Genomic DNA, 17,690 nt, shown 5'->3' with positions numbered 1-17,690 from the left:
ACTTTTTCTATCATATTGTAAAACTAAAACGTTATCGTACAAGTTATAATTTTAGATAGAAAAAAGTAGTGGTTTAAAAAATTAAAATATTGATTTACAAATATTTAAAACAAAAACTACATCATAAAAAGTAGTAGATTTAAAATAAATATTTACGCTTTCAAAGCCATTATACCGATTTTCATGACCATTTCTTCGAAATCATTTCTTGAAACAGCAGCTTTATTTCGAGCTCTTGTACGGTAATTGTAAATTGTACTCAAAGAGTAACGTAAAAATGCCGCAATCTTAACACTGTCTGTAATTCCGAGTCTGATTAAAGCAAAAATTCTAAGCTCTGTGTTCAACAATTCATTTTGCTTTAAAACGATTTGTTCCTCTGGAATTAATAAGGCATTGAAATCTTTAACGAATGTTGGATATAAATTTAAAAAGATGATATCAAAATTCTTATACAATTCTTCCAACTCATTATCTACTAAAGTAGTTGATTTTAATATTTTATAAATTTCATCAAACTGCTTTGCTGTTGCTTTTTTATTTAAAATGATACGGTAATTCTCCAACTTATTGATATAAGTGGAACAAAGATTGAAGAAATGAGCAATATACTCCTCTTTAACCAAATTAGATTCAGACAATTGCAGGTTGCTTTCCTGAAGTTGGCTGTTGGTTTCGGTAATATCTTTATTTAATTCTGCTAATTTCTGACTTGTTTCGTACAATTCTGTTCGAATTCTCGAAACCTTTTTCATTTGTTTGTAGACATAAATTATCGCAACAAGCAAAAAGAGAGAAAGCAAACTGATGCAAAGCAAGTAAATCTGCAATTCGCTTTTTCGTTGTGCTTCTCGTTCCTGATAAACGGTATTAATGATAGAATACACTTCTGACATCAATAATGTACGAAACTGAACATTGCAATACAAAGCATCTTCAATTGCCGATTGCGTTAACTTGTAAGCCATGTCAACATCACCTATTTCATAAAAAACCAAAGCTAGTTCTTGCAAGGAAGCATTGTCTTTATTGGCGTTTTTTATATCCGATGTTGCAGAAAGTGCGTAATATTTCTTTCTTGATTCTAAATCCTTTGTAGCTTCTGCAATTTTGCCCAACAAATAGGTTATCATAGCATATTGCGGATTTTCCTCTTTTGTTTTTACTAATAAAGCAAGTAATTGTTTTTTAGGCTTATCAAACTTCCTGTTAAAAATATCCTGCTGAATTCTATTAATTTGATAATCTAAAGTATTCGGATTTAAAATGGTTAATAACGAATCACGATATCTTCCTATTTGTTTTCTGTATTCTATACTATAACTATTGGCCGCGTAGTGCTCAAAAAATTCACGATAAGAAACGTAGTAATTTGGAAGTAAAGAAGGTTCTAATTGCTTTTTATTAATGCTTTTCAAAATAGCTTCCGATTCACGATATTTTCCAGAGGAAGAATAAAGTGTTACCAGTTGTAATTTTGCCAAATTGAGAAGTTCATTATTTTGAAGTTCTTCAGCAATTTTTAAATTCTTTTTTACATATTGAATTGCCGAATCCGAATTAAGCTTTTGATACTCTAGATATAATGTTTTATTGTAATTATACTCCTGCTCCTTCGTAAGATTATCCGATTTTATCTTTTTAAAATTGAGAATTCGTTCCTCTTTTATCTTTACGTATTGTTGTTTGTTTTTGATTGCCTCATTTAATTCTTTTAAAATAACATCTGTATTTTCCAGTGCGAAAATTGGAAAATTTATCATAATAAGAATCAGAATTAAGTAATATTTTTTCAAGACAATTTAATATAAAGGAATTACAAATATAACAAAGCGAAAATAGAAAAAACGAATTATTTAAATATGGTTAAAATGTACTAAATATGGGGTGGTTTCTTCTTTTGAAATCAAAAATACAATCACACGATAATAATGCGATAAAAAAAATGATTTCAATTTATATTTCTAAAGCAGAATTATAAACCGAAATCATTCATTCAAAAAATATACTTTAAATTAAATATGCGCTGCAATAGGTGCTGCTAAACAGCTTTCTGGAATATCAAAAGCGTTCACCAAAGCGACAGCATCTGGACGAATATCCCAACAAAGCTGATTAACTATTTTACGAACTGCTTTGGTTTTTACCGCCTCCATATAACCATCTTCTAAATACCAGGCTTTATTTTTTTCGATTTGTGAAAGTGCGTACAATTGATTCAGTTTCGTTAAAATTGCTTTTGATGATTCGTCTTCGATAGCGTTTACTGCAATTTGAAATTGCTCTAAAACTATTCGTTCCAAATACGCTTGCGCCACATCAATCATTTGGTGTTGAACAACATTAAACGCATCATAAGGTTCCAATCCTCCATCTATTAATTTTTTGATACGTCTTGCAGCTGATGCCAAAATTGTTTTTTCTCTGTGAACAAATGCTTGCAAATGAAATTCTCCGTCCAATAGATGTTCATCATCTGTTCTTCTGGTTGCAATTGGATTCTTTTCTGCAATAGCCGTTTTTGCATTTTCATATACATAATTTATAATTCCTAACGAACCCATTTCTCCAAATGCTTTTCTGAATTCAGCCAAACGGTTTTTAGCCACTAATTGCATCAAAACAGTATTATCTCCTTCAAAAGTGGTGTAGATTTCAGTATCATTTTTCAACGCATCGATTCTGTTTTCAGACAAATATCCTTTTCCTCCGCATGCTTCTCTGCATTCTTGCAAAATATCTCTCGTACTCCAAGTAGAATACGATTTCATTCCTGCTGCCAAAGCTTCAATTTCCTGCATTTCGACTTCGGTTCTGTTTAAAAATCTATTCGTTAAATATTGAAGCGCAAAATGAACTGCATACGTTTTAGCTAAATGCGGCAACAATCTACGTTGATGCATTCTGTAATTTAAAATAGGAACTTCAGAACCTCCTTCTGGTCCAAATTGTCTTCTTTGATCGCTGTAGCGAATGGCAATTGTTAATCCAGATTTGGCTGCCGCTAAAGCCGAACGCGGGATTCCGATTCTTCCTCCTACCAAAGTTCCTAACATGGTAAAAAATCGTCTGTTGTCACTCGGAATCGGGCTTTCAAATTCTCCTTTATCATTTACAGAAGCAAATCGATCCAACATATCTTCTTTCGGAATCACTACATTATCAAAACTAATAGTTCCGTTATCAACTCCATTCAATCCCATTTTATGACCACAATCGCCAATTGTAACTCCTTTCGCCACATTTCCGTTTGGATCACGAAGCGGAACCACAAAAGCGTTTACACCGTAATCATGACCGTCAATAACTAATTTTGCAAAAACAGTTGCTTTTTGTCCGTGAACAGCGGCATTTCCAATATATTCTTTTTGGGCATTTTTATTTGGTGTATGAATGGTAAAAGTCTGATCGTTATGATTGTAAGTTGCTGTTGTTTCCAAACCTTTTACGTTTGATCCGTGATGCGTTTCTGTCATTGCAAAACATCCCGGAAGTTTCAGCGAACCAATATCTTTTAAATACTTAGCATAATGTTTTTCAGTTCCTAAAGACTGAACACTCATTCCCCATAGTCCAAACTGAACACCAAATTTGATTACTAGACTCAAATCGTGATAACTCAAAGTTTCCATAATGGCGAAATAATCTTCTACGTTTCCTCCACCGCCGTATTCTTTCGGATACGCCATACTTCCCAGATTTTCATCAGCTAGAATTTTACACCAATTATAAACGGTTTCTCTGAAAACATTGATATCTGTAGAGGTTTCGTAAACAAATTCAGGTCTAGAAATTACTGATTTTACTCTTTTGATTATCGCTGCTTCTTTCCCATCTAAAATTTGTGTGATTTTCTGAATGTCAAAACTGGCATTTGTATGAGAATCTGCTGTAAAAGAACCTGCTTTGGTTTTGAAGTTCTGAAGGGCTTCTTCGCCTAAAATTCCTAAATCATTTTCTAGTTTTTTGAAATCTGATTCAATTGGAGATAAATCCAAATCTGATCCTGAAAGCGCCTTTGCAATATCAAAAATCGACTTGATTGAAGATTTGTCCTGAATACTTTTTTCAATATCCAACTTCCATTGTGTGAGTTCATTTCGCGAAGGCGGATTTGAAATATCTACTTTAGAAAGTAAATATTCTTTTTCTTCTTCAGATAAAACGTTTAGAGAATTTATAAACTCTTTTAAAGTGGCAAATTCTTTCTGTGTCAATAAATCATCAGACCACACTAAATAAAACAACGGAGTAAAGGCTTGAAGTTTGGTATTTTTCATATCAATAGATTCGGTTTGTATTAGTTTTTATAGCCACAGATTAAATTGATTAAAAAGTTTTTTTGCCACGAATTACACAAATTTTCACAAATTTTAATTCTGCATAAATTTTAATTCGTGAAAATCTGTGTAATTCGTGGCAACATTTTTTTACAAAGAAATTAATCCCTTTAATCTGTGCAATCTGCGGCTTTATTCATTTTACTGCATAAAAAAACAGGAATGAAAAATACTCATTCCTGTTTAAACATCCTGTTAAGATTCTGATAATTTTCGATTTTAAACCAATAAAAAATATGAAAACTAAGAATTAAGAACCCTTGGATATTGAGGTCATTTTTTGCTTTATGACAAAAATATGATGTGAATTAAAAACTAACACTGCAGCAAAAATAATTCCGTATGCTGTAATTTGTAAAGGCGTAATATTTTCTTTAAAAACAAAGGCTGCCAATCCGAATGCAATCATCGGATTAATGTTTAATAACATTCCAACTGTCGAAGAATTGATTCCGGAAAGTGCGTACAAATTCAGGAAAAGCGGTACAATTGTAAACAGGATTGCGATTGTTTCGATACAGAAATAGAATTTAAATTCCGTTGGAACCGGTCCTCCATAAGCTGGGTAAAATGGTAATAAACACAAAGCAGCCAATGTAATATGAAATGTCAAAACGATAAACTTGTCAAACCCTTTATTGGCACGCTGACTTACCAAATAAGCAGCATAGGTTAAGCCAATAATTATGCTGAAAAACATATCCATTATATCGCTGTAAGAAAGCAATACACAACCGGAAATACTTAATCCTACAGAAAGCCATTGTGTTTTCAGCAGTTTTTCTTTCGAGATAAAATAAGCCAATAAAGTTGTTAAAATCGGGCAAACCAAATAAGCTAAAGAAGCCGCTTTTACGCTAACGTGATTGACAACATAAATGAAGGTAAACCAATTTCCCATCAAAAATGCGCTTCCACCAATGTTCAAGAGAATAGATTTTCTTTTTTCTGATTTTGATAAACCTCTAAAAATTTCAATGGTTTCTTTTATTTGTTTTCTTTTAAATAAAAAAGCAATCAAAAGCATTAAAACGGCACAACTGAAAACACGAAAAAATAAAATATCTAACGACGGATATTCATGTATTGGTTTTAAAACCAAACTGAAAAGTCCCCATGTAACAAAGGCAGAAATCGCCGCGATATAGTACTTTGTTGTTTTCACAAAAATTGTTTTTTGAATTATTTTCTTTTGATGAAGCAAATTTCTAAAAAATAAAACAGCAATACAGATACAGTTTTTGTAAATTGCACCATAACAGTTTTTGTTTTCTCATGAAAAATTCGAATTACCTTTATCTTCAATTTGCTGATAGAATCGAGAAACAGATTAAATCGGGCGTTTTAAATGTGGGCGACAAACTACCTTCTATACGCGAAGTCTGCGCCGAAACGGGCTACAGCATGAGTACGGTAAGCAAAGCCTATTATGAAGTTGAAAGCCGTTCGCTAATTGAATCGAGACCACAATCTGGCTATTATGTGAGTAATATTTCTGCAAGAGTAATTGCAGAACCTTCTGCAAGCAAACCCCGATTAAGTCTTGAAAACATTGAACGTGAAGATTTAATTGACTTGGTTTATGGTGATATGCGTACCAAAAATGTGACAATGCTATCACTTGGTTTTCCGTCGAATGAATTACTTCCAATTGCCAAATTAAATAAAGGAATGGTTCAGGCAATGCGTCAATTACCAAACAGCGGTACTAGTTATGAGGAAATTCAAGGAAATAGCAATCTAAGAAAAGAAATTGCCCGTTGGTCGTTTACTTGGGGAGGTTCTCTAACTGAAGATGATATTATAACAACTCCAGGCTGTATTTCGGCAATTTCAGATTGTTTGCTAACGCTTACAAAACCAGGAGATACCATTATTACAGAAAGCCCTGTTTACTTTGGTATTTTACAATTGGCCAGATCATTAGGCTTATATGTTATGGAGTTGCCGACCAATATGACTACAGGAATTGAACTAGAAGCCGTTAAAAAAACACTTGCTAGCAATAAAGTAAAAGCTTGTGTTTTGATGTCTAATTTCAGTAATCCTTCGGGGAGTATGCTGCCCAATGAACATAAAAAAGAAATTGTTCGTTTAATGGATTTCTACAATGTTCCGCTAATTGAAGACGATATTCATGGCGATTTATACTTCGGCACAAGTCGTCCAACTAATTGCAAAACGTATGATGAAAGCGGTATTGTTTTATGTTGCAGTTCTGTTTCTAAAACCTTGGCGCCTGGTTACCGCGTAGGTTGGGTTTCTCCCGGGAAATTCAAAAAAGAAATTTTGAGAACTAAGTTGTATCACACGATTTCCAATACAACCATAACACATGAAGTTGTTGGGGATTTTCTAAAAAATGGACGTTATGAAAATCATCTTCGAAAAATTCGTCAGATCTTAAATCGCAATTGCACCAATTATATCAATACCGTTTTAGAATCTTTTCCACCGGGAACAAAAGTAAGTCAGCCACAAGGAGGTTTTTTTCTTTGGGTCGAATTGGACAAAAAAATCGATACAGCGGCTTTTTATCATTTAGCATTGAAGCATAATATTAGTATTGCACCGGGCAGGATTTTTTCCTTTCAAAATCAATTCTCCAATTGCATGCGTTTGAGTTTCGGTCTTCCTTGGTCTAATGAATTAAGGATTGCCATTCAAACTTTAGGAAAACTGGCTGCTGCTTTATAAAAACAGAAAAACCAGACTCTGACTGTCTGGTTTTTTCCGTCTAATTCCAACATTTAATAATAAACAAAGTAAGCGAATGCGGAACGCTTCTCTTTACCCTACAGTTTTTAATCTGTAATGGCAGGTATATTTTTATATTCAAAATACATTTTATAATTAGGGCAGCGCCGTTTAAAGCACCGCCTAATTAACTAACAACCTAGTAACCAAAACCTAGTTTATAAAACGAAATAAGCGTCTTTTTCGACTTTTTTAGGTTCGTCTTTTAAATCAAATTCTTTTAGAATATCGAATTCACTCTGATATTCATTTAACATCTGCTTGATATTTCTTTCGATAGTATTGGCAATTGTTGTAACTGGCGTGTCGGTTGGTCTATTTTCAAACGGATCCTGTAAATGAATTGCCATTCTTTCGATTAAAAAGAAAGCCGCTCCGATTGCAGTAATCAACGGAATTGCAAACCAACTTAAAACACTTGTTAGCCCAAAAGGCAACAACAATATGAACAAACACAATGTCAATCGAATGTACATGCTGTATGTTGTTGGAAAAATCGTGTTCTTAATTCTTTCACATTTTCCCATTTCATCACACAATCTGGACAAAGTATTATCAATTTCTACCTGTTGATATACATTAAGTCTCTTTTCGTTTTTTGCATTTTTTAAATCTCTGGCATGCAGCATTAAAATGGCATTGGGAACGTTTTGATGATTTTTAATGTATTTAATTTCTTCTTCATTCATCAAACCTTCAATAGGCTCAATTGCATCTCTATTTCTAAGGGACTGACCTAGACTGTAACACCATGCAATTTGTCTTTTGGCAAAATTCTCTTTGAATTCGCTTGCCTCAACAGAAAAATCAGGGTCTTCATAAAATGTCAATACCTGACGGATTAGGGTTCTGGAGTCATTTACAACAGCTCCCCAGACAATTCTTGCTTCCCACCACCTGTCATAAGCCTGATTCGATTTGAAAGCTAATAATAAGGAAATAATGGTTCCAATCATGGTTGGAATGGCAATCGGGATATCTACCGGAAGATTGATAAAATAATGATGGAATATTTCGAATAGTATGGTATAAGCCAGCACTAATGCAATTTCTACTTTAATTTTCCCGAGAACGTACTTCATTGGTATTCTTTTCTTTAACAACATATTTTCGGTATTTAAATTAATATTTTTAAGAGACTAAGATGCTAAGTTTCTAAGACGCTAAGAATTAAAAAAGCTTAGAGACTTAGTGTCTTAGAAACTTAGAATCTCAGACTCTCAGACCATCTCTTCGTACAATGAAAGAACAGGAAGTCCGAGTTTTTCATTGACGTTTTCTTTTTTGGCTTTTTTGAATTTGATTTTTTCGCCTTTTCGGGTTTCAACCAACATATCAATATTATGTTTTGAAATAGCTTCTGATAAAAATGGAGCTACACTTTCGTAATCATCTTCAAAGCTTGCAGTCTGACTGACAATTTCAAAAGAGAAATTAGCGCTCAAAAATTCTTGTACATCTTTTACATGAATATTTCTACTTGAATTTTCGACATAAAGCGCTTTATGAAAAACTTCTTTATTGATTTCTGTACTTAAATGAAGAATCGGACATTTTTGATTTCCTGCCAATTGCACCAGATATTGGTGTATTTTTTTAGTTTCCTGTTTATAAGAATGTGTCAGAATAACCAGCTTTACTGCAAAGACTTCTATAAGACGTTTGAAAATTGGCGCTGAAAGTCCGTATTGATTATGGACTTTTAACTTGGTATTAGGAGTATGATCTATAATATAACGGCAAGTCTCCAGAACTTCTTCCTGACTTTTAGTTAGTCCGGATTTCATTTCTCTCAAGAAACTAGAAGATGAAAACGTGTCTGGTGCTTCTGAAACTAATACTAAAATAATTTCTGATTTCGCATTTTTAGATTGATGCACCGCAGATTTCACAGCCGAGATCGTATCATCTTGTAAAGTTGTAGGTATTAGAAAATTTTTCATAAGTATAATCTTTTAGTTATACCTACAAAGTAACTCTCAGGAAATTAGACGTTAATTAATCTAAAATTAGAATTTTCTAAAATTAAACATTAGATTTTTTAATGTTTACTTTTTTAAAGATGATGGTTACGATTGTACCTTTATTCTGTTCCGACTGCACTTGCAATTCTCCCTGATGCATTCTAATAATTTTAGACGCCAAGGGAAGTCCTAAGCCGTAACCTATATATTTCGTTGCAATTTTCCCTCTAAAAAAAGGTTCATATAGATGCGGAATATCTTCTGGTGGAATTCCGATTCCAATATCATTGATTGCAATTTTAATCATTTCGTCATTTGCCGAAAGGTTTACAAATACTTCATTATTATCCGAATATTTTACACCATTAGTAATGATATTATTGATTGCCAATTCTAATAGAGGTCTATTACAAGGCAATAAAAGCAAATTCGAATCTTCGGGAGCAAAATTCAGTTTTATGGTTACACGATTATCTGGATAAATTTTATCGAGATCCGATTTTACATCCAATAAAAGCTCATCGATTCGGGCAATATCAGAAACCTGTTTTTGTCCGTCGTAACCTGTTTGGGTCAATTTCAATAGACTTTCTGTAAGATTTCCTAATTTCGAAGCCTGACTGTAAATATTTTGCAATGATTCAACATATTCTGCCTTTTCGCGTTCTTTTAAAAGCATAATCTCTGCTTCGGCGATAATAGTTGTAATAGGTGTTTTTAATTCGTGAGAAGCATTATTAATAAAATTGGCCTGAATTTCAAAAGAGGTTTCCAAACGATCCAGCATATTATTAAAAGTATTCGTCAAATCTGATATTTCGTCTGAGTTTTTAACTTCCGGTAATCGATTATGAAGATTAGAAGCACTGATTCTTTTTACCTCTTTGGTAATTCTCGCAACTGGATTAATAACACGTTTTGCCAAGAAACGCCCTAAAAGAAAAGCCAGAATCACAAAACCGATTCCGCCGAAAAGCATAATTTTGACAATATATACGGTCGTATCTTTTCCTTTACGATCTCTAGCGCCAACAATTACAATATATCTTTGATTGGCTTCCTGAAAAATTTGCCCTAAATAATATTTATTATCCCTTTCAAAAGAATCTCTTCCTGTTTTTAGAATATTGGTATAAAAAGTATTCGGAAGATTTAAATTGGTATTGTAGTCAAAAGTGTTGTGACTGTGTATTTTTAGTACATATTCTTCTTCTTCAATTAATTCTTCAAGGCCGTTTTTCTTCAGATTTTTATAATACCTAATCTTCTCTGGATCTTTTTGAAAATGAATAGAAGCTACAATCTTTGATCTGTCATCTAGACGTTTTAGAAAATGGTAACGATTGTTTTCTCTAAATAAAAAGAACACAATGATGCACAATAGCGACGTACTAAAGGTAGAAAGGGCAACATAATTAAAAGTAATTTTTTTTCTAATATCCATTTTATGGCTTTATAACATATCCCAAACCTTTCATAGTATGAATCAATTTGGTTGAGTACGGCTTATCTATCTTTCTTCTTAAATACGTAATATATACATCGACAACGTTGGTATTCATATCAAAATTAATATCCCAAACGTTATCCAAAATCTGATCTCTTGAAACAATTCTTCCAGTGTTTTTTGCTAAATAGTACAAAAGTTTAAATTCTTTAGCAGTCAAAATAATGTTTTCACCATTTCTTTGTACCGATTTTGCTCGTCCGTTTATTTCTAAATCGGCAATCGTAATAGTGTCAATTTTTTCAGTTTCCTGATGCGATCTTCTGTATAAAGCGTTTACTCTGGCGTCTAATTCTCCAAATTTAAATGGTTTAACCAAATAATCATCTGCTCCAGCGTTAAGTCCTGTCACAATATTTTCTGAAGTCCCTAAAGCTGTTAAAAGCAAAATTGGTACAAAATTCTTGCTGGCACGAAGTCTCCTGCAGATTTCAATTCCGTTAATATCTGGTAACATAACATCTAAGATCACAACATCAAATGTATAATTATGAATCATCTCTATAGCGGTTTTACCATCCATAGCGACACTTACTTCATTATTATTTTCTGCAAATCCTTTTCTAAGAATTGACAATAGATTTGGTTCGTCTTCAACTATCAGTAATTTCATCTTAAGAAGTTTGTATATACAACAAAAATAGGAATTGAATTTTACATAATTTCGAACATTTCTACAAATTATGAATTTATTGTGAACAATAAAAAAAGCAAACACAATAGTTCGTCTTTTTTATTGATTTATGCTTTAAAAGTCAATTTTTAGAATTAAAACTCACAACAGCAACAAGTCTAAATTGAAAAGTACAAATATGAAAACCGTCTTGGTAATTTACGTGATTTTTTTTCAAGATATTACACTTCATCAAACATAAAAACAAAAATATCAAACGATTAACTTAAAAAATCAAAAAGTTTCACCAGCATTTAAGTAAAATCCTTTAGAATTATTTCCCCACGCATAATCCACGATTAGGTTTGTTCTGGTTGCTTTATCAATTAAAATACGAAGACCAAGGCCAAAAGCTGGCTGCACAGAATGAAAAAGTTTTGTATCGGTATCAGGATTGCTCGCTGTTACAAAATTGGTAAAAACGGTACCGCTAAACATCTGATTACAAGTAATTGGAAATCGAAATTCTGACGCTATATAAATTAAATTAGTCCCTCTAAACAAACCTTGCGTATACCCTTCTCCACTCCTGCTTCGTTGATCCCAGCCAATTGCAGGTAAATTTAAATATGGAACTTTTCCTTTTGTTACAAACTGACCATATGTCCAAAGTGCCAAAATATATCTTTTATCTTTTTGGGAGACTGGAATAAAATTTCGATACTCTGCATACAAAACATTACTTACTTCCTGATTATCAAACAGCACGGGATTGAATCGATAATTTACATTTGCAAACCATCCGTGCGAGGCATTCACTTGATTGTCTCTAGAATCATAAACCAAATTGAGGCTCATTCCGTTCAAAAAATATTCTTTATCATCAAATCCGTATTTCTGACTGTAATTATAATGATAGGTAAATTTATTGTTGGCAACATCTAAATCTTTATCCATAATTGACGAATACCAATCGATATTAATTCCGCCGCCTACATAAAAGTTTTTCCTAACCTCAAAAGAAACGGACTGATGAAATTTTAAGTAATTATAATCCATAGGCTCAGCAATAGAATCTATACTGAAACCGGGAACCTGATGTCGTCGAGGCGGAATAATATTGGTTCCTAATCCATAATTAGGCTGCGAAAAAATATACAAACGGTAATCTCCGCTTAAAAATATCCTGTTATTTTTGAGTAAAATATTGTTTTTTACATTTACAAGCCATTGTTTTTTAGTCGTATATGTGATTCCAACATTGGCGATCGAATATTTATCTGCTTTTTCTTTCCCTTTAAAAGTATATTGTGCAACTGCGCCATAAAAGAAACCTGTTGCGGGCTGAGAGCCAATTGCGGGAATTATTAGAAAAAAACTGTTTTTTACAGGTTTTACAACATAAATGGAGTCTTTTTTTTTGAAGATTTCCATAATGGTTTTAGGAGGGCAAATTCTAGTTGTATCAATATCGGTTTGCGCATTCATATTCAAATGAATAAAAAACAACAATCCTAAGATGTTATAGCTTTTCTGAAAATAATTATTTTTTAAAAATTTTACCATTTAAAGTCTTATTTTTTTGAAGCAATAATCAATTCACAAGTAAATATATAGCTAATTTTCAACATATTATACTTTTACATCAAGAAACAAAATAAAAAAGCCGTCGATTAAATGACGGCTTGTTGTATTATTTTTTTATAGCTAAATCTATTTTGTAATAAATTTTGGATGGATCAAATTATCTAAAGAATAAATTTCATCCCATTTTTCCTGCGTAATAAGTTTTCTTTCTACAACAGCAATTTGATGCACACTTTTGTTTGTTTTTAAAGCTTCACCGGCAATACTGGCACTTTCTTCGTAACCAATAATTGGGTTCAATTGCGTTACAATGCCAATACTATTCATGACCATATTATAACAATGATCGACGTTTGCTGTGATTCCGTTGATACATTTATCTATTAAAGTCTGAATCGCATTTGAAAGATAATCTAACGAAGTAAACATTGCAAAAGCAATTACAGGTTCCATTACATTCAATTGCAACTGACCTGCTTCTGCCGCCATTGTAACTGTCAAGTCTTGCCCGATTACATAAAAACAAGTTTGGTTTACCACTTCTGGAATCACCGGATTTACTTTTCCTGGCATAATTGAAGATCCTGGCTGACGCGCTGGAAGGTTAATTTCATTCAAACCTGTTCTTGGTCCTGAACTCAATAATCTTAAATCATTACAAATTTTAGAAATTTTCACCGCAGAACGCTTTAAAGTTCCCATAATCTGAACGTAAGCGCCTGTGTCTACTGTAGCCTCAATTAAATCTGGCGAAAGTGTCAACGGAATACCAACCTCATCTGCCAAATATTTTACGCAGATTTCCGGATATCCTTCTGGTGCATTTACTTTTGTTCCAATCGCTGTTGCGCCCATATTGATTTCCAAAAGTAATTCTTGAGCATTTTTTAAACGCTGAATATCTTCGCCAATTGTCGTTGCATAAGCTTTAAATTCTTGTCCTAAAGTCATCGGAACGGCATCTTGCAATTGCGTTCTTCCCATTTTTAGAACTTCTTTGAATTCTTCGCCTTTTTTAGCAAAAGCCACTTCAAGACCTGCAAAAGTTTTAATAAAACTTTCCATTTTTAAATATAAAGCGATTCTAAAAGCTGACGGATAGGCGTCGTTTGTAGACTGCGAACAGTTTACGTGATTATTTGGATGAAGAAACTGGTATTCTCCTTTTTTATGACCTAAATATTCCAGTCCGATATTAGCAATAACTTCGTTCGCATTCATATTTACAGAAGTTCCTGCGCCGCCCTGAATTAAGTCACTTACAAATTCCTGATCAAATTTTCCGGCAATGACCTGATCGCTTCCATAACAAATTGCTTCTGCCAATTTAGGATCGATTGCATTACAATCTTTATTTGCCAAAGCTGCAGCTTTTTTTACATATCCTAACGCTTTAATAAACAAAGGTTCTTTTGAAATTGGAATTCCAGTAATATTAAAATTTTCTACTGCTCTAAAAGTCTGGATCCCGTAATACAAATGGTTTGGAATTTCTAATTCTCCCAGAAAATCATGTTCTTTTCTTGTTGATTCCATATCTTGAAATTGATAAAATTTGGACTAAAAAATAAGTGTAAAGCTACATTAATTTTAATCTAAAGTATACAATAAACTAAAAATGATTTACGATTTTCGGCGAAAATTCTAAAGCAAATTATTACCTTTTCAGCCTCAAATAATTACCAAAAAAGAGTTGAAAAAAGAAAGCGAATATTTTCTTGACAAAGAATACAATACGATTGTTTACGCCAAAGATGATCTTAATTTTAAAGACTTCGAATGCTGCGTTTTTAATAATTGTAATTTTTCTGCCTGCACTTTTCTCGCCGTTACTTTTATCGACTGCGTTTTTAATGACTGTATTTTTACTGAAGCTAAAATTAATTATGTCGCTTTTAGAACTGCAAGATTTAACCGTTGCGAAATTAAAGACGTCAACTTCGCGATGTGCGATAAACTGATATTTGAAATCGAATTTAACGACTGTATTTTAGACTTTTCGAAGTTTTATACGCTAAAATTAAAAGGAACATTTTTTACCAACTGCAGTTTAATCGCTGTCGATTTTATGGCTGCAGATCTTACGAGTGTTGTTTTCTACAATTGCGATTTATATCGTTCAGAATTTAATAAAGCCATCGCCAATAAAGCCGATTTTAAAACGAGTTATAATTACACGATCGATCCATCAAAAACAAAATTGAAGAAAGCTATTTTTTCTTTGAAAGAAGTAAAAGGATTATTGTTTACCCATGATGTGATTGTGAGTGACAAGAAATAAACGCAAAGTTTGTCATTCCGAGGAACGAGGAATCACACTAGAATTTCCGTAAAGAAAATCGTCAATCTTTGCCGAGTTACGAGTGTGATTCCTCGTTCCTCGGAATGGCAAAAATGCTGAAAAATTATTGCAAAATCTGTTTCCCCATCACATAATCTTCCATTAAATAACCATTTCCAATTTCGATATCAATCGTTTCCTTAATTTCGAAACCTAGTTTTTTATAGAAATTTAAAGCGGTATTGAAACGGTTTACATTTAATAAAAGATTTTTTGAGTTATTTTCTAAAGCCATTTTTCCAATTTCATCAAAAACAATTTTACCAAAACCTTTTCCTTGCGTTTCTGGTAAAAGATAGATTTTATGGATTTTTGTTATTGCTTCCTTCTTATAGTTATGTTCAATTCCAATAAATCCAATGATTGATTCCGAATCTGAAATCATATAAAACAATTGCTCCTTATTCTGAATTTGTTTTAAAAGCGCTTCGTCAGAATAAATTAGATTTAACATATAATCTAATTGTTCTTTTGTTAGGATTTCGCCATAAGTAATTGGCCATGTTATGTGTGCAATCTCTTGAATTTTAGCTATGTCTCCAATCGATGCTTCGGTAATTTGAATCATATTATTTTTTAAAAACTTGATTTTCTTGTTCGCTTACGCGGATGAAAGTTGTTCGTTTTGTGAGTTCTTTTAATCTTGAAGCTCCAACATAAGTACAAGTGCTTCTTATTCCGCCTAAAATGTCTAAAACGGTATCAATAACATCTCCTTTAAACGGAACTTGAACCGTTTTTCCTTCGCTTGCTCTGTATTCTGCCACACCGCCAGAATGTTTATCCATTGCTGTTTTCGAACTCATTCCGTAAAATTGTTTGAATTTTTCTCCTTTTACTTCTATAAGTTCTCCTCCGCTTTCTGTATGTCCTGCTAGCATTCCGCCAAGCATTACAAAATCGGCTGCAGCGCCAAAAGCTTTGGCAACATCACCAGGAGTTGTGCAACCGCCGTCACTTATAATGTGTCCGCCTAATCCGTGTGCAGCATCAGCACATTCAATAATAGCTGAAAGTTGCGGATAACCAACACCAGTTTTTACTCGTGTTGTACAAACTGAACCTGGACCAATTCCGACTTTTACAATATCAGCGCCAGCCAAAAGAAGTTCTTCGGTCATTTCGCCTGTAACCACGTTTCCTGCAATGATAATTTTGTCAGGATATTGTTTACGGGTTTTCTTTAAAAACTGAACAAAATGTTCGGAATAACCGTTTGCGACATCAATACAAATAAATTTCAGTAACGGATTTGCAGTAATTATCTTTTCAATTTTCTCAAAATCTTCCTTTCCAGTTCCCGTGCTGACTGCTATATAATCGTAGAAATCTGGACTTACATTTTTCAAGAAATTATTCCATTCTTCTAAAGTGTAATGTTTATGAATCGCCGTGAAGAGCTTTTCTTTTGCCAAAACCTTTGCCATTTCAAAAGTTCCAACAGTATCCATGTTGGCCGCCATAATTGGAATTCCTGTCCAACTTGCAGTACTGTGCAAAAATTTGAAATTTTGTTCTAAGGAAACTTCAGATCTGCTTTTAAGAGTTGATCTTTTAGGTCTAAACATTACGTCTTTAAACCCTAATTTCAGGTCCATTTCTATTCTCATAGTTCGAGATTTTGGTTACTCTCAAATTTAAGAATTTCTGATTTTGGATTTCAGATATTAGATTAACAAAAAGCTGAACTTGTGAACAATTTGAACACTAATGATACGGATTCGCTTTCGCGAAAACGAAGATTGAGACGGATTTTTATTTCAAAAATTGATATACTTTGCGTGGGCTTCGACTTCGCTCAGCCTGACAAACTTGAAACTTAAAACATGAAACAAAACAATCAAAAAACTGAAAACTGCGACTGAAACTAAAACTTACCCGTGAATCGTCTCTCCTTTTCCGTAGTTCGTAATGATTGATTCTTCAAAAGCTAACCATTCTCTCCAGCGTTTTTCTACGTCGATTCCTGTTCCGTATTTACGAGCATAAGTGATGAAAGTGGTATAATGTCCAGCTTCACTTTCCATTAATTCTCTGTAAAACAGCGCTAATTCTTCGTCTTTAATGTTTTCTGAAAGTACTTTAAAACGTTCGCAACTTCTTGCTTCGATCATTGCTGAGAATAATAATCTTTCAACAAGTCCAGAAACACGGCTTCCGTCTCCGCTTCTCTTCATATATTGGTATAGTTCGTTTACGTAGTCGTCTTTACGCTCGCGTCCTAGTTTTAGTCCTCTTTTGATGATAATGTTGTGAACTTGCTCAAAATGATCGATTTCTTCTTTGGCTAAAGCCAATAAATCTTTTACTAAATCTTGGTGTTCAGAGTTATTCGTAATAATTGTAATCGCATTTGTTGCGGCTTTTTGCTCGCACCAAGCGTGATCTGTTAAGATTTCTTCGATGTTTTTCTCAACAATATTTACCCATCTTGGGTCGGTTGGCAATTGTAGTCTTAATACGCCCATAGTCTTTTTTGTTTGTTTTGTTTCAGGTTTCAAGTTTCAGGTACTCTTAGGAACGAAAAAAGTTTAAAGTTTTAAACTGTTTTATGAACAGCGTAAAACTTTAAACTTGAAAC

Annotated in this window: 14 protein-coding genes; 2 read left to right on the top strand and 12 right to left on the bottom strand. The window is 33.1% G+C overall.

Annotated elements, in window-relative coordinates; all coding sequences use genetic code 11:
* Positions 1-152: 152 nt before the first annotated feature.
* The 3 genes from K6T82_RS09100 to K6T82_RS09090 form a co-directional block, all read right to left on the bottom strand.
* Positions 153-1,763 (bottom strand): DUF6377 domain-containing protein, encoded by a 1,611-nt coding sequence (locus K6T82_RS09100; protein WP_223705614.1) that lies wholly within the window; start codon positions 1,761-1,763, stop codon positions 153-155.
* A gap of 252 nt (positions 1,764-2,015) precedes the next feature.
* The gene (locus K6T82_RS09095; protein ID WP_223705613.1) at positions 2,016-4,280 is read right to left on the bottom strand and encodes an acyl-CoA dehydrogenase family protein; all 2,265 of its coding nucleotides are present in this window, start codon (positions 4,278-4,280) and stop codon (positions 2,016-2,018) included.
* A 310-nt stretch (positions 4,281-4,590) separates the two neighbouring features.
* On the bottom strand, positions 4,591-5,505 hold the full coding sequence (locus tag K6T82_RS09090; RefSeq protein ID WP_223705612.1) for an EamA family transporter: 915 nt from the start codon (positions 5,503-5,505) through the stop codon (positions 4,591-4,593).
* Positions 5,506-5,615: 110 nt separating this feature from the next.
* Between K6T82_RS09090 and K6T82_RS09085 the strand changes: the two genes are divergently transcribed.
* Complete coding sequence (locus tag K6T82_RS09085) at positions 5,616-7,037, top strand: aminotransferase-like domain-containing protein (RefSeq protein WP_223705611.1); 1,422 nt, start codon at positions 5,616-5,618, stop codon at positions 7,035-7,037.
* Positions 7,038-7,255: 218 nt separating this feature from the next.
* Here K6T82_RS09085 and K6T82_RS09080 read toward each other — a convergent pair whose 3' ends face one another.
* From K6T82_RS09080 to aspA, 6 genes are all read right to left on the bottom strand, one after another.
* A complete protein-coding gene (locus K6T82_RS09080) occupies positions 7,256-8,203 on the bottom strand; it encodes a bestrophin family protein (RefSeq protein ID WP_338083347.1) in 948 nt (315 codons plus the stop codon).
* A gap of 114 nt (positions 8,204-8,317) precedes the next feature.
* Positions 8,318-9,040, bottom strand: a complete 723-nt coding sequence (locus K6T82_RS09075) for a hypothetical protein (RefSeq protein WP_223705609.1) — start codon at positions 9,038-9,040, stop codon at positions 8,318-8,320.
* Positions 9,041-9,122: 82 nt separating this feature from the next.
* Entirely contained in the window at positions 9,123-10,505 is a 1,383-nt protein-coding gene (locus K6T82_RS09070) for a HAMP domain-containing sensor histidine kinase (protein WP_223705608.1), read from the bottom strand.
* Position 10,506: 1 nt separating this feature from the next.
* Complete coding sequence (locus K6T82_RS09065; RefSeq protein WP_223705607.1) at positions 10,507-11,181, bottom strand: response regulator transcription factor; 675 nt, start codon at positions 11,179-11,181, stop codon at positions 10,507-10,509.
* Between the two features lie 294 nt (positions 11,182-11,475).
* A complete protein-coding gene (locus K6T82_RS09060; protein ID WP_223705606.1) occupies positions 11,476-12,747 on the bottom strand; it encodes a BamA/TamA family outer membrane protein in 1,272 nt (423 codons plus the stop codon).
* Positions 12,748-12,894: 147 nt separating this feature from the next.
* A complete protein-coding gene (gene aspA, locus K6T82_RS09055; protein ID WP_223705605.1) occupies positions 12,895-14,304 on the bottom strand; it encodes an aspartate ammonia-lyase in 1,410 nt (469 codons plus the stop codon).
* A gap of 157 nt (positions 14,305-14,461) precedes the next feature.
* Here aspA and K6T82_RS09050 point away from each other — a divergent pair, with 157 nt between their 5' ends.
* Complete coding sequence (locus K6T82_RS09050; RefSeq protein WP_223705604.1) at positions 14,462-15,049, top strand: pentapeptide repeat-containing protein; 588 nt, start codon at positions 14,462-14,464, stop codon at positions 15,047-15,049.
* 124 nt (positions 15,050-15,173) lie between these two features.
* Here K6T82_RS09050 and K6T82_RS09045 read toward each other — a convergent pair whose 3' ends face one another.
* From K6T82_RS09045 to K6T82_RS09035, 3 genes are all read right to left on the bottom strand, one after another.
* Positions 15,174-15,677, bottom strand: a complete 504-nt coding sequence (locus tag K6T82_RS09045; protein WP_223705603.1) for a GNAT family N-acetyltransferase — start codon at positions 15,675-15,677, stop codon at positions 15,174-15,176.
* Between the two features lies 1 nt (position 15,678).
* On the bottom strand, positions 15,679-16,719 hold the full coding sequence (locus K6T82_RS09040; protein WP_223705602.1) for a GMP reductase: 1,041 nt from the start codon (positions 16,717-16,719) through the stop codon (positions 15,679-15,681).
* A 264-nt stretch (positions 16,720-16,983) separates the two neighbouring features.
* Complete coding sequence (locus K6T82_RS09035) at positions 16,984-17,577, bottom strand: MiaE family protein (protein WP_057122755.1); 594 nt, start codon at positions 17,575-17,577, stop codon at positions 16,984-16,986.
* Positions 17,578-17,690 lie beyond the last annotated feature (113 nt).

Source organism: Flavobacterium potami, assembly GCF_020026915.1.
GTDB lineage: Bacteria > Bacteroidota > Bacteroidia > Flavobacteriales > Flavobacteriaceae > Flavobacterium > Flavobacterium potami.
This window is presented reverse-complemented; position numbering and strand designations above follow the sequence as displayed.